The sequence below is a fragment of the Bacillus sp. N12A5 genome, assembly GCF_026790125.1.
Taxonomy (GTDB): Bacteria; Bacillota; Bacilli; order Bacillales; family Bacillaceae; genus Bacillus.
The window spans coordinates 55,488-69,811 of the sequence record NZ_JALAMR010000021.1; the positions used below are offsets into that span (position 1 = coordinate 55,488).

Here is a 14,324-nt window from a genome sequence, read left to right on the forward strand (position 1 = left end):
CTTATGAAAAGTATCTTCCTATAAGATACAGGAGCGGATTAAATTCGTCTATCCCAATGGCGGTGAGCGGCGACGGCCTCGATAAACGTCTTGCTGAAGGCGGTATAGTCAGCTTCATCTTTCGCTGTCACGATGCCCGGACCCTCTGTTGTCCCAACAGCTGACTGAAGAAGGCCAATTCCTTCATTCACTGCGCCGATCGCTTTATAGTGGCTGTAGGCTTCTCTGATAAACGCCATCGCTTGTTTGTTGTCTTTGAGCTCCGGCCCTCCTGCGGCATAGACGGCATCATACAGAACAGAATCCGCCGTCAGGAACGTGCCGCCGGCCTCAAGCTGCTGTCCGGTGCCGCTTGTGATGTACCCAAGCGTTTGGCTGATGATGTCCGCTGTGATCCCTTCTTGCTTTAAAGCGTCCAGCACTGTTTGCAGCTCATTTTCATCAAAACCATTGCCGGCGAGAACAGCGACTTTTCTCGTTGACGCCGTTTTCACTGTACGGGCCTGGCTTAACGCAGGCGAGGTTAGAATTTCTTTAGATGCTTTCCGTTTTGCCGGCGCCGCCACGCCTACTCCTTTGGCGATTTCTTCCGCTAAGCCTGTATCGACATTGCTGAAGACGTCAACGACCTGCCGCTGCACGTCCTTGCTTTTGACCTTCCCGACCTCAAAGCAGAAAGCAGAAATAATGTGCTGCTTCTCGACAGGAGACATGCTGTTCCAGAACAGCTTTGCCTGTGAGTAATAATCGTTGAAACTGTCACTCCGCTGGCGGATTTTTTTGCCCTCGACTTTTTCCTGATAATGGACGTAGCCGCCTTCTTCAGCTGCCGCAGGCGACGGGTCATTGTTTTGCAGAGAGTTTTTATGATAAGCGACTGGCCCCTTATTGATCGTCATCCGGTGATAGCCATCGTATTGGTTGTTATGAAACGGACATACCGGTCGGTTAATCGGAAGCTCATGGAAGTTCGGGCCGCCAAGACGGATGAGCTGTGTGTCTGTATACGAGAAAAGCCGCCCCTGCAAAAGCGGGTCATTGGTAAAATCGATGCCCGGCACGACATTTCCCGGGTGGAATGCGACTTGTTCCGTTTCCGCAAATACATTATCCTGGTTGCGGTTCAGCGTCATTTTCCCAATAATCTTCACCGGCACGAGCTCTTCCGGCCACAGCTTGGTCGGATCAAGAATATCAAAATCAAATTTGAATTCATCTTCTTCATCAATCATCTGCACACCGAGCTCATATTCAACCGTGCCGCCGTTTTCAATCGTTTCCCACAGGTCGCGGCGGTGGAAATCCGGATCTTTCCCGGCAATTTTCTGCGCTTCATCCCATACGAGAGAATGCACGCCGAGCACCGGCTTCCAGTGAAATTTCACGAAACGTGCCTTTCCCTGTTCATTGACAAAACGGAACGTGTGCACGCCGAAGCCTTCCATCATTCTGTAGCTGCGCGGGATGCCTCTGTCCGACATCGTCCACATCACCATGTGAGCAGACTCAGGGTTATTGGCGACAAAATCCCAAAATGTATCATGGGCAGTCGCGGCCTGAGGCATTTCATTGTGAGGCTCAGGCTTAAACGCGTGAACCAAATCCGGAAATTTGATCGCATCCTGAATGAAAAACACTGGGATGTTATTACCCACTAGATCATAGTTTCCTTCTTCAGTATAAAATTTTGTCGCAAAGCCTCTGGCATCCCGCACCGTGTCTGCGGAGCCTTTAGAACCCGCGACTGTAGAAAACCGGACAAATACCGGCGTCTTCACTGAAGGATCCTGAAGAAATTTGGCCCGTGTATACTCCGTCATCGGCTCGTAAACCTGGAAATAGCCATGCATGCCAAATCCGCGTGCATGCACAACACGCTCCGGAATCCTCTCATGGTCAAAGTGCGTCATTTTCTCCCGGAAGTGAAAATCCTCCATCAGCGTCGGGCCCCGAACCCCGGCCTTTAACGAGTGTTCATCCTCTGACACCCGCACGCCTTGGTTTGTCGTCATTTTCTTCCCGCTGTTATCGACCCTGTACTGCTCAAGCTGCTCGTCCTTTGAGTGTTCATTTACACGTTTGTTTTGGTCATCACTCATGTCTCTTCCCCCTTTTCAAAACGAAACATTCTACAGCACATTTACCCGTGGCATTCTTCATATAAACTGCTAATCCGCTTAATAGGATTTTAGGTCTACATATCAGAATGAGGTCATACATATTTGAAATAAGCCTTCTTCCGAAAACGAGAAGGTGGAAGCGCTTACTAAGAAGGAGGAGGTCATATCGTGCTTGCCATACTCGGTTTTGTGATGATGATTGTCTTTATGTACCTTATTATGTCTAACCGGCTTTCCGCTCTTATAGCGTTAATTGTTGTTCCTGTTGCGTTTGCCCTCATCAGCGGATTTGGCAAAGATCTTGGCGAGATGATGATTCAGGGCGTAACAGACCTTGCTCCTACCGGCATCATGCTGTTATTCGCCATCCTGTATTTCGGCATTATGATTGACTCAGGTTTGTTTGATCCCCTCATTGCAAAAATCCTATCGCTTGTCAAAGGAGACCCGTTAAAAATCACCATCGGCACAGCGGTTCTGACGATGACCATTTCGCTGGACGGAGATGGGACAACAACCTATATGATTACCATTGCGGCGATGCTGCCTCTGTACAAACGGCTCGGCATGAACCGGCTGGTGCTAGCGGGAATTGCGATGCTCGGTTCAGGGGTCATGAATATTATTCCTTGGGGCGGGCCGACGGCAAGGGTTTTGGCTTCCTTAAAATTGGACACGTCGGAGGTCTTCACGCCACTGATTCCCGCTATGATCGCCGGCGTTCTCTGGGTGATCGCCGTTGCTTATATCCTCGGAAAGAAAGAGCGAAAGCGGCTCGGCGTCATTTCGATTGAACACGCGCCGTCTTCCGATCCGGATGCAGCGCCGCTCAAGCGTCCCGCTCTCCAATGGTTTAACCTGCTGCTGACTATCGCTCTGATGGCCGCTCTGATCACCAGCCTGCTTCCGATCCCTGTTCTTTTTATGATCGCGTTCGCCATTGCCTTGATGGTCAATTATCCAAATGTCAAAGAGCAGCAGAAACGGATCTCTGCGCATGCGGGAAATGCGTTAAACGTTGTGTCCATGGTGTTTGCGGCAGGTATTTTCACAGGCATTCTCTCCGGCACAAAAATGGTCGATGCGATGGCACATTCTCTCGTTTCCCTCATCCCTGATGCCATGGGCCCGCACCTGCCGTTGATCACGGCCATCGTCAGCATGCCATTTACCTTTTTCATGTCGAATGACGCCTTTTACTTCGGTGTCCTTCCCATCATCGCAGAAGCCGCATCTGCTTACGGAATAGATGCCGCTGAAATCGGAAGGGCCTCCTTGCTGGGCCAGCCCGTGCATCTGCTCAGCCCGCTTGTGCCTTCCACCTATCTATTAGTCGGAATGGCAGGCGTCAGCTTTGGCGACCATCAAAAATTCACTATCAAATGGGCCGTGGGGACAACAATTGTCATGACGATTGCGGCGCTTTTGATTGGGATTATTTCGTTTTAATGAAAAAAGGATTTCCGCTCGCGGAAATCCTTTTGTTCTGTATCATCCGAAAACCCAAGATTACAATATAGTTCACATAGGGTATTTTGAGTGAGTAGTAGATATTTTCTCATTTCAATCATAAGAGCCTGGCTGTATTGAGGCAGCAGGCTCTTATCACAATTGTCACTATTTTTTTGTATAACGCACCCAGTCGTAATGAGCGTATAGCGGTGTTACACCATTGTAGGAACCGAGCCATTCATCGACACCCGTACCATTCCACAAGTTCATCATGATCTTTCCTGGAGTTGTCGGAATTTGGCTTGTCGCAGTATGTTTTAATTGCCCATCGACATACCATTTAACAGAGTTTGGCTGCCAATCGAACGCATACGTATGATAAGCATTAGCCGCATCAAATCCGAGATCAACTAGCTTCTCATGGTTTCCTGCACCATTTGTGTAATAGTTAAATTGAACCTTTGTTGTGTCTTTTCCTAAAAATTCAATATCAATCTCATCCCAAGGCGTTCCATCCGTTGGGCCTGTGTATGTGAAAAACGATGAAACGATCCCTGTGTTTTTAGCTGGTTTCATTCTGACTTCATAAAGTCCATAGCCATATGCTTGAACAGACCGGTTTTCCCCGCAGTCAAACTTGTTATAAGATGGACTTGTTAGCGCCAAACGCATTTCACCTAATGACGTCATGGATACGTTATTTGCACGCCAAGTGCAGTTGAACATATTTCCATTTGAATAACCGTCTGCCTTTTGCCAAAAACCGGAGTTATAGCCACTAAAAGGGTCATAAAACGATCCGCCTGTTTGAGCCGAGGCAGTAGAAGTGATTGCAGACAAACTCATAAACAATCCAGTGACAAGAAGCAACAACACTCGTTTCATACGATAGGACATGTTGGCATTCCCCTTTCTTCGAAAGCGTTTTCTTTATCGATCATACATGATTCTTTTAAAAGGGAACATCGGTCATAATAATGATAATAACGAATCCTAGAATCCTGTAACTATCACTTTTAGATTGATAATTTATTTGGCTTTGCAACCTAACTTAAACAAAATGAAGGTAATGAGATGTATCAAATTCACTAAGTAAGAACATATTTGGTATTCCTTCTTCAACGCTTCAGTATGAACAGAAAGGAATTCTGCCGAAAATGAAACGGATGCAAGCGGTCATAGTAATGACTGTTGCCAGACAAAATCCATGTGATCTGTGTTCGATCTGACGAAGTGCCGAAGAAAAACATATCGTCAGCGTTATTCGTCAAGACAGATGAAGCATCAAATACTTGGTCTTCGGAGCTGTACATGGAAGACATTTATGAATCGATGTTCTTATTTTTTATATTGTTAACTATCCTTCAATACTTCACCGTTTGAAGCAATCACCGCTTTATACCAATAAAAGCTTTTCTTGCGGATTCGGCGCAGATCCTTCAGGTCAAACTCATCACGGTTGACGTAAATGAAGCCGTAGCGCTTCGAGCAGCCTTGGTGCGTAGAAATCAAGTCAATGGCTGACCATGGGCAATAGCCGAACACATCGACACCGTCTGTGATGGCCCATTGAATTTGTTCGATGTGCTGTGTTAAATAATCAATGCGGTAATCGTCATTGACCGTATCATTTTCTTCTAATTGATCGAAAGCGCCAAGCCCGTTTTCTGTGATGATTAATGGCAGCTGGTATCGGTCATAGATTTCTCTTAGCGTGGAGCGGAAACCGACCGGGTCAATCTCCCAGCCAAAGTCATTTTTCTTCAAATGCGGGTTGCTGCTCCCGCGGTAGACACCGTCTTCACCCGTTTTTAAATGCTGGTCTCCTCCGCGTGCCACTTCATCCGAGCCATCGCCTTTGCTCGCTGCCGCTGTTTGAGAGGTGTAGTAGTTAAAGGCGATAAAATCAGGCTTCGCAGATTGCAGAATCTCCATGTCACCATCTTCAATGACTGGCGTATAGCCTTTTTCCTTCATATAAGCCCACGCTGTCGTATTGTAGCGCCCATGAACTGCCATGTCTAAATAGAGCCAATTCCGAATTGCATTATAGTTGAAAGCCGCCACAATATCCTCCGGTTTTGAAGATGCCGGGTAGATAAGCGCGATATTTGGAGCAGGGCCGATTTTTGCGCCGGGCAGCATGTCATGGCAGAGATTCATGGCTTTTGCCTGGGCCACCAGCATGTGATGATTTTGCTGGTACAGCTCTTTTTTCGGGTTTTTGAGATTCGGATCAAGTGTTCCTAAAGCGCTGCCATGAAGAATCATCATGTTTTGTTCGTTGATGGTCAGCCAGTACTTCACACGGTCGCCAAAGTGCTCAAACAGCACCTTGGAATACCGTTCAAACGCATCAATTGTCGATCGTTGCGACCAGCCGCCTTTTTTCTGCAGGGCATTCGGCAGATCAAAATGATACATCGTGACGATTGGCTCAATCTGATATTTGAGCAGCTCATCAATCAGGTTGCTGTAAAACTCAATTCCCTTTTGGTTGATCTCTCCGTCGCCGTCAGGAATAATCCGCGTCCATGCAATGGAAAAACGGTATGCTTTAAAGCCCATTTCAGCAAACAGCGCAACGTCTTCTTTATAGCGATGGTAATGGTCGCTGGCCACTTTAAAATCAGTCGTTCCCTCAGGATAGCTGTCGCGCGCGTCAATTACTGACGGGCCTTTTCCATCTTCATTCCACGTGCCTTCCACTTGATAGGCAGAAGTCGATGCCCCCCACAAAAAATGCTCTGGAAATGCTGCAAGTGATTTATAATTCATCGTTTGTTCCTCCAATGGTTTTAGATTAAAGAAAAGATTCGTTCTTCCATTTTGACTTGCTTTTGGTCTGTTTGAATGACATCAGTATATTGATCTGCGTTTGTAATGACGATCGGCGTGTTCATATCAAACCCCGCCTTACGTAAGTCGTCCAGGTCAAATTCAGCTAGCAAGTCTCCTTGTTTGACGGTTTGTCCCTGTACGACCTTAGGATAAAAGTGCTTCCCCTCCAGCTTCACCGTATCAAATCCGAGATGAATGAGGATTTCTGCTTCCTGATCAGTGACTATGCCGAATGCGTGGCCAGTCGGAAAAACAGTTGATATCACGCCATCCGCTGGTGCAACGAGTCTGCCTTTCTCCGGCAAAATCGCTATTCCCTTTCCGAGTGTCTCCGATGCAAACACTTTATCCTTCACTTCTGTTAACGGAATCACCTTTCCCTCTAACGGACTGCTGATCTCTTCATGGCGGACTGCAGGTGCAGACGGCTCTGTTTTGATATCTGTTTGTTCTGCAGGATCTTCAAACCCAACAATATACGTTAGGATGATTGATAGAATAAAAGATACCGAGATTCCCAAGATAAAACCGGCAAAGCCCTGTCCGTAGAAAATTGGGATCGTCAATAGACCGGGTGCGCCAGAAGCGATGGCGACGCTGTGAGCCTGCCCGATAATCGCCCCGCCAACAGCCGCACTAATGACACCGCATACAAAAGGTTTTTTCAGCCTGAGCGTGACGCCGTAAACGGCCGGTTCTGTAATGCCAAAAATCCCTGTGACAGCAGCGGAACCGGCAAGCGCCTTTAATTTTTTGTTTTTCGTTTTCAGCATGACACCCACAGCAGCTCCTGTTTGTGCAAAAACAGCTGCTGCTGTAGCCGGTTTGATTGAATCCTGCCCATTGACGGCAATGTTATTTAAAATGACCGGCACAATCCCCCAATGGATGCCAAAGATGACGAGAATCTGCCAGAGTGCCGCGATCACAGCGCCGGCCAGCATCGGGTTAAAGCTGAAGATGGCCAGAATCGCAGACGCGATGGCATTCCCTGCGTTTACCCCAATCGGGCCGAATACAATTAATGTGAGCGGCACAATGGTTACCAAACAAATCAACGGCGTGATGAAGGTTTTCACACTGTCATGAATCACCCGGTTCAAATACTTCTCAACATAACTCATCACAAAAATCGCCAGAATGATAGGGATCACAGTTGATGTATAGTTCATTAACACGACTGGAATCCCGAAAAAGTCCGTTTCCGCATTGCCGTTCTTCAGCTCAATGATCGTTGGATAGATAAGCGCCCCGGCAACTGTGACAGAAACAAATAGATTCGCGCCAAACTTTCGGGCAGCGGTAATGGCCAGCAACAGCGGCAAAAAGTAAAACAAGCTATCCGCAGCGGCATACAGTATCGTGTAAGTCGTTTCCTCTGCTTGGAGCCAGCCGGCATTTGTACATATCATCAGCAGGCCCTTTAAAATTCCCGCTCCCGCCATCACGCCAAGCAACGGAGTGAAAATGCTCGATACGATATCAACAAGCCGTCCGAACAGATTCCCTTTCTGGGCAGAACGTTCCTCTCGGTCATCATTCAGCAGATGAGACATCTTTCCAATCTCTTGATACACCTCTGAAACGTGATTGCCAATCACGACCTGAAACTGTCCGCCGCTTTCCACTACAGTTACGACTTCATCTAAAGCTTCGATTTTATCTTTATCTGCTTTTGACCGGTCGTTCAGCGTAAAACGCAGGCGCGTCGCACAATGTACAAGAGAACGCACATTTTCTTCCCCGCCGACCAGCTGTAAAATCTCTTTTGCCGCTGCTTGAATCCCCATTTTCCTCTCATCCCTTCTGCAAAAAAATAAAAAACCTAAACTACCCCTATCGCTATAGGAACAAGTAGTTTAGGTTTTGCCTGCCTGACCAGTAACAATCCTAGAAATGCCCTCATTCGGTTTTTCTATGAAACGCCATCATCACCATCCCTCTGAAAAAAATAAAAACCTAAATTACCATCAGCACAGACAGAGATGATCCGCACTCATTGTAATTTAGGTTTTGCCTGCTTATCAGTAACAATCCTAACATGATCATATGTGAATGTAAGAAAAAATTAACACAAGAAAATAGAAATGTCAACGCTTTCATTATGATTGTTTGACGACCCTTTCTATGTGAATCGTTAAATACAGCAGCTCATCACTGGTGAGCTTGTGTTCATATTCCTGCTTAATGTAGGTTTGGATTTTCTTCGTGCATTCATACGCGCGATGATACTTTTCTTTCACCGTCTCCAGCAAAAAATCATCCTGGCTTTCCATGTGTGTGCCGTTAAAAAGACGCTGCGCGAAAAACTTTAAGTGGGTGACAAACCGGTAATAGTGAAGCGATTCCTCGTTGAATTCAATCTTAAAATGGTATTTTACGATACTCAAAATCTCTTGCATGACTTTTGTAATGTTGATGATATTGGGCATCTCTTCATTCAGCTCGGCATTTACGATATGCAGGGCAATAAAGCCTGCCTCATCCTCCGGCAGAGACACGCCAGTCTTGTTTTTTACCATCTCCAGTGCTTCTTTGCCGATCGCAAATTCGTCTTTGTACAGCCGCTTTGTTTCCCACAGCAAGGCGTTTTTGATATCAAGCCCCTTCTGATTGCGCTGGATGGCAAAGTTAATATGATCGGTCAGCGACACATAGATGCTGTCATTGAGCTTTTTGCCGAGCTGAAGTTTTGCATAGCTGATAATTTCCTCTGATACTTCCATACACTCGATCGGTATATCATACAAAAGGGTTTTGAATTTTTCTGATACATCCTTGTTATCGAGCGTAAACACCTTCTCAATACGAGCTTCATCGACATCATCGCCGGACTTCTTCTGAAACGCGAGCCCTCTGCCCATGATGACCAATTCTTTTCCCTGCTCATTGACCACGCTGATCACATTATTGTTGATCACCTTCGCAATTTTCATGACATGTCCCTCCAATCAACTAAGAACAGACTACACCTTGATTGTACATTCTTTTTGTACTAGGTCAATATCATCAGGGAAAGACGGGACAGGTTAATACAATTCGCTTATCACCGGCTGCCCGGGCTGTTTCTGAAGCAGCGCCTCCAGATGGCGTTCAAATGATGCCTCGTCAGCTTTCTGCTTGTTGACAATGTTGTTCATAATTTTGACGCTTTCGGCGCTATGTTGCGTATATTGTTTTTTCAGCTGATCCAGCTGCTGCCTTGTCTTCTTCGCGTTTTTCGGTGTGACTTGGCTGATGAGCTTGATCATACTGTCTGTGATCTCTAAAAAGGCGGCTCGATTTTCTTTCAGCTGCTGAATGTCGTTGCGGCTCATTTCTTGATTGCGGGTTTTTTGAAGGAAAGCGAGTGCTTCGCTGTTTTGTTTTTTGAGCCGTTTGTTTTCAAGTTGAATCGACTCAAGATTCTCCTTCGCAATGGCTGCTTCTTGTTCAGTCATGCTGCTCCGCACGAAGTATTCAGGATTGCCGATTCCGTAATCGAATGCTTCGTTTACACGTATCATGGAACCGAATACAATAGCCAGCTGCATCTCGCTTGGGAGCGTTTGGAAGTCTTGCTTTTTCTTATTGCTCATCGGTTTGGCTGCGGTTTGTTTTACCGTCCTTTGATCACGATCTGCAAACGTCTGAGTATCACTTTCACATGCACTCATCACAAGAACGGTGACCAGCAGGCTTATACACAAGCCGAATCGCCTCATGCCCCGTCTCCTCTCTGCTGCTCCTCTTCTGGAAAATACAAAAAATATAGATAAATGGTACCAGATACACCTATGGCCAGCAATAAACCAAAAGTATGATTTGAAGCACAAAAACATAAACATTTTGTAAAAATTAACGTTCATTCCATTCTTTTCAGGCCTATTTATCGTACAATAGAAGTATCGTTACCGGAGGAGGGCGCTGATGATGAAACGTTTCACGAAACAAGAAAACAGCTGGATGCTATATGACTGGGCAAATTCTGCTTACTCGATTGTCGTCACCACCGCGGTGTTTCCGTTATTTTATAAATCAGCGGTTGCGGAAAGCGGTGTCAGCGCCGCTCAATCGACTGCCTATCTGGGCTATACCATTGCGGTTTCAACATTTATTCTTGCAATCCTCGGGCCGATTTTAGGCACGATCGCCGACTATGAGGGGTGCAAAAAAAAGTTTTTCGGTTTCTTTGTATCAGCCGGTGTCGCCAGCACCGCGATGCTTGCCTTTATCCCGAGTGAATATTGGCTGCTATTGCTGCTGTTTTATACGATATCGGCTATCGGTTTTTCCGGCGCCAACGTGTTTTATGATGCCTTTCTCGTTGACGTCACGCATGAAAAACGGATGAATCTCATCTCCGCACGGGGGTTTGGCTTAGGATACATTGGAAGCACGATTCCGTTTATCATCAGCATTGCTGTCATCCTGCTTGCACAAGCAGAGATGATTCCGATGTCTGTTTCTGCCGCAAGCCAGCTGTCCTTTTTCATAACGGCTGCCTGGTGGGGGCTGTTCACCATCCCGATGATCAAACATGTCCATCAGCGCTATTACATCAAAAGAGAACCACATATCGTCATCAACAGCTTTAAGCGGCTCGGCCAAACGATGAAACGGATCAGGCAATACCGGGCGCTGTTCCTCTTTTTGCTTGCTTATTTCTTTTATATCGACGGAGTCGGCACCATTATTACGATGTCGACATCTTATGGATCTGATGTAGGGATCAGTTCCTCAAGCCTCCTGATCATCCTATTTGTCACCCAGGTCGTCGCCGCACCGTTTTCGATTGTATACGGAAAACTGGCTGAACGCTTCACGGGGAAGACAATGCTGTACGTTGGGATCGTCATTTATATGATCGTCTGCGTGTATGCCTATTTTCTAGAGACAACGCTTGATTTCTGGATATTGGCTATGCTTGTCGCCACCTCGCAGGGCGGCATTCAAGCCCTGAGCCGCTCTTATTTCGCCAAGCTCGTGCCAAAGCGCCACGCCAATGAATTCTTTGGCTTCTACAACATTTTTGGAAAATTCGCCTCAATTATGGGGCCGCTGCTCATTGCCGTTACCGCCCAGCTGACCGGGAAATCCTCGACTGCGGTGTTCAGCCTGATCATTTTGTTTGTGATTGGTATTGTGATTCTTGCCTTTGTTCCCGAGGAAACCGGCCCAGATGTCAGCCAGCAGCAAAATGACCTGCCCCTTTAACCGGGAGCAGGCCATTCATCATTTATTCGCTTTATTCACCTTGAGCTTTTTCCCTTTGACGGTTGTATTCTTCATCACTTTGAGGACTTGGGGGCCTTTACCGTTTAAAATCTCCACGTATGAGGCGTTATCCATGATCGTGATGATGCCGATGTCATCAGCTGACACACCGTCAATTTTGGCAATCGTTCCTACAAAATCAACGGCTCTGATTTTCTTCTTCTTTCCGCCGTTAAAATACAGCTTCATAATGTCTTTATTCAGCTCTTCGCTTTTGTCCTTTTTGGTTTCCGGACGGTCATTCAATTTAGCTATAAATTCAGGTTTCTTCCTTGCCACTTCCTCTTGAGAAGGGGCTTCTATTTTTTGAATTGCAAATCCGATATATTCTTCTATGTCGGCTAAAAACCGTTTTTCAAAGGCCGTGACAAACGAAATGGCTTTTCCTTTATTCCCAGCGCGCCCCGTCCGCCCCGTGCGATGGACGTAGCTTTCCTTTTCAAGCGGCAGATCATAGTTGATGACAAGGGTGATATTCTCAATATCAATCCCGCGCGCGGCGACATCTGTGGCGACTAGGTAACGATACTCGCCCCGTTTAAATTCATTCATGACATCGAATCGGTCTTCCTGAATCATTCCGCCGTGAATTTTATCGCATGGATACCCTAAGTCATCCAATTCATCGGTCAGCTGATTGACATGCTCTTTCGTCCGGCAGAACATGATGCAGCTATCGGGATTCTCGGTTATCAGTACATCTTTCAGCAAAGAAAACTTATTCTCTTCTCGTACTTGAATCACCGCATGTTCAATATTTCTGGTGGTTAGGCCGGCCGCTTTGATTTCGATATGCTCCGGATTCTGCATATATTGACGGCTCAGCTTCTCGATATCCTCCGGCAGCGTTGCTGAAAACAGCATCGTCGTGCGTTCAACCGGAAGGTGCTTGATAATCGCCTCTACCTGCTCGATAAAGCCCATATTCAGCATCTCATCCGCTTCATCAATGACCAAATAAGAGAGACGCTCCAACGGCAGCGTTCCTTTTTCGATATGATCCAAAACACGTCCCGGCGTGCCGACAACAATGTGGCTTTTTTGCTTAAGCTCTGCTTTTTGTTTGTCAAAGGATGATTTTCCAAACACAGCTGTCGCTTTGATTCGTTTAAATCGTCCGATGTTCGTGATATCCTCTTTTACTTGCACCGCAAGCTCGCGGGTCGGTGTTAAAATAAGTGCCTGCGGCTTGTTTTCATCCCAATCCGCCAGCTCACAGAGAGGAATCCCGAACGAAGCCGTTTTCCCGCTTCCCGTCTGTGATTTGACGACAAGATCCTTTCGTTCAAGGGCAGCGGGAATTACGCTCTGCTGCACCTTGGTCGGTTCTGTATATCCCAGTCCTTCCAGTGCTCGTAAAATGTCATGACTGATTTGATAGTTTTTAAAATGACTCATGTATAAACTCCTGTCTCTTGCAGATGTTCTCATTATACTCTAATTGACGAGAGCGTATGTGTTTTGTCGACAAATGACGTGTTAAAACCCATCGATTCCCTGGCGTTTTAGATCCTGAACAGCTAATCGTGCCAATACGTCAGCCCCTGCGCGGTTCGGATGCAGCGTATCTCCGTCCATATAGAGCGCGAGTGTTTTTTCCGGACCGATCGATGTAAAGTATGCAGAGCTGAGGACATTCAAGTCAACGAGGTGCGTTTTTTCCTCTTCGGCCAAAGCCAAAATAGAAGCCCTGTACCATCGGTTTACAGACGAATGGATGCCTTCAGAAGTGAAATCGGTCGCCCGGCCCTGAGGCGTTGAAAGGATGACTTCCGCTCCCTTCGCTTTCACCTGACGGATCATATCACGCATAATCTCCTTAAATTCCGCTTCAGATTCATTATGCTTCGGATTCGTGTCATTAATGCCGAGCTGCAAGATAAAATAATCCCCCGGCTTAATGTACTTCAGGATCGCCTCGAGCTGCCCGTCATTTCGAAACCCTCTCGCGATCTGCCCGCCAGACGCCATGTTTCTCACTTGAAAGGTGTGTTTGTCGATATAGTGAGGCAGCATCTGCCCCCAGCCCGCCTGCTCGCTGCTGTTGAGCGGATAATAATTGCACACCGTCGAGTCGCCGCCGACATAAATGGTTCGGTTCGTCACCGGCTGATCAGACAATTTCTTGATTTTCAAGGCGCTGAGCGTAAAAGCGGTGCCTGCCTTTCCCTCTGTCACCAGCAGATTCAGCTGCCCGTCGGTGACGGGAATTTGGAACGTATCCTCCGCGCCATCCCCCGTCATATTGATGACCTGAAAGACACCCTCCGCCGCCACACTGGCCCTTGCCGTATTGCCAAGCGTCACCTTCACCTCATAAAGGCCATTCGGGAGATCCACATTAAATGTGTTATTGCTTTTCGTCCCATACGCTAAAAACTGAACCGCATCACTTTTCACACCAGTCCCGGATGCCGCCACATCCTTCATATTCTCCGGTGTTTGAAAACCGTAGCCCTTTGACCGGTCATACCGGTCAGACGCCCTGACACCAATGTAACCAGGCTCAACCGAAACGCCACCAAAATCAAACTGATACACCTTCGGCTCCGCCGCCTTCACACCCTCAATCCCGCCAAAACACATCATCAGCATCATCACAAAAACCGCCGCCAGCCATTTTTTCATTAAGACTCCCCCCTCTGTGAAAACGCA

The 14,324-nt window shown here is 46.9% G+C and carries 10 protein-coding genes; 2 read left to right on the forward strand and 8 right to left on the reverse strand.

The window, feature by feature from the left end; genetic code table 11:
- Positions 1-38 precede the first annotated feature (38 nt).
- Positions 39-2,099, reverse strand: a complete 2,061-nt coding sequence (locus MOC09_RS18635; protein ID WP_268371466.1) for a catalase — start codon at positions 2,097-2,099, stop codon at positions 39-41.
- Between the two features lie 189 nt (positions 2,100-2,288).
- Between MOC09_RS18635 and citH the strand changes: the two genes are divergently transcribed.
- Positions 2,289-3,569, forward strand: a complete 1,281-nt coding sequence (citH, locus tag MOC09_RS18640) for a citrate transporter CitH (RefSeq protein WP_268360155.1) — start codon at positions 2,289-2,291, stop codon at positions 3,567-3,569.
- A 168-nt stretch (positions 3,570-3,737) separates the two neighbouring features.
- On the opposite strand, the gene bglS is transcribed toward citH, so the two are convergent.
- The 5 genes from bglS to MOC09_RS18665 form a co-directional block, all read right to left on the reverse strand.
- Positions 3,738-4,469 (reverse strand): beta-glucanase, encoded by a 732-nt coding sequence (gene bglS, locus MOC09_RS18645; RefSeq protein ID WP_268371468.1) that lies wholly within the window; start codon positions 4,467-4,469, stop codon positions 3,738-3,740.
- A gap of 456 nt (positions 4,470-4,925) precedes the next feature.
- Positions 4,926-6,350: a glycoside hydrolase family 1 protein gene (locus MOC09_RS18650; protein WP_268371470.1), complete on the reverse strand. Its 1,425-nt coding sequence runs from the start codon at positions 6,348-6,350 to the stop codon at positions 4,926-4,928.
- 20 nt (positions 6,351-6,370) lie between these two features.
- Positions 6,371-8,203, reverse strand: a complete 1,833-nt coding sequence (locus MOC09_RS18655; protein ID WP_268371472.1) for a PTS beta-glucoside transporter subunit IIBCA — start codon at positions 8,201-8,203, stop codon at positions 6,371-6,373.
- 312 nt (positions 8,204-8,515) lie between these two features.
- The gene (gene licT, locus MOC09_RS18660) at positions 8,516-9,349 is read right to left on the reverse strand and encodes a transcriptional antiterminator LicT (protein WP_268360151.1); all 834 of its coding nucleotides are present in this window, start codon (positions 9,347-9,349) and stop codon (positions 8,516-8,518) included.
- Positions 9,350-9,442: 93 nt separating this feature from the next.
- Positions 9,443-10,117 carry a hypothetical protein gene (locus MOC09_RS18665; RefSeq protein ID WP_268371474.1) on the reverse strand — a complete coding sequence of 225 codons (675 nt, stop codon included), beginning with the start codon at positions 10,115-10,117 and terminating at the stop codon, positions 9,443-9,445.
- Positions 10,118-10,322: 205 nt separating this feature from the next.
- Between MOC09_RS18665 and MOC09_RS18670 the strand changes: the two genes are divergently transcribed.
- Positions 10,323-11,609 carry an MFS transporter gene (locus MOC09_RS18670; protein WP_268360149.1) on the forward strand — a complete coding sequence of 429 codons (1,287 nt, stop codon included), beginning with the start codon at positions 10,323-10,325 and terminating at the stop codon, positions 11,607-11,609.
- Positions 11,610-11,627: 18 nt separating this feature from the next.
- Here the strand turns inward: MOC09_RS18670 and dbpA are convergent, their stop codons facing one another.
- A complete protein-coding gene (dbpA, locus tag MOC09_RS18675; RefSeq protein WP_268371476.1) occupies positions 11,628-13,067 on the reverse strand; it encodes an ATP-dependent RNA helicase DbpA in 1,440 nt (479 codons plus the stop codon).
- 81 nt (positions 13,068-13,148) lie between these two features.
- Positions 13,149-14,297: a rhamnogalacturonan acetylesterase gene (locus MOC09_RS18680; protein WP_268360147.1), complete on the reverse strand. Its 1,149-nt coding sequence runs from the start codon at positions 14,295-14,297 to the stop codon at positions 13,149-13,151.
- Positions 14,298-14,324: the final 27 nt, after the last annotated feature.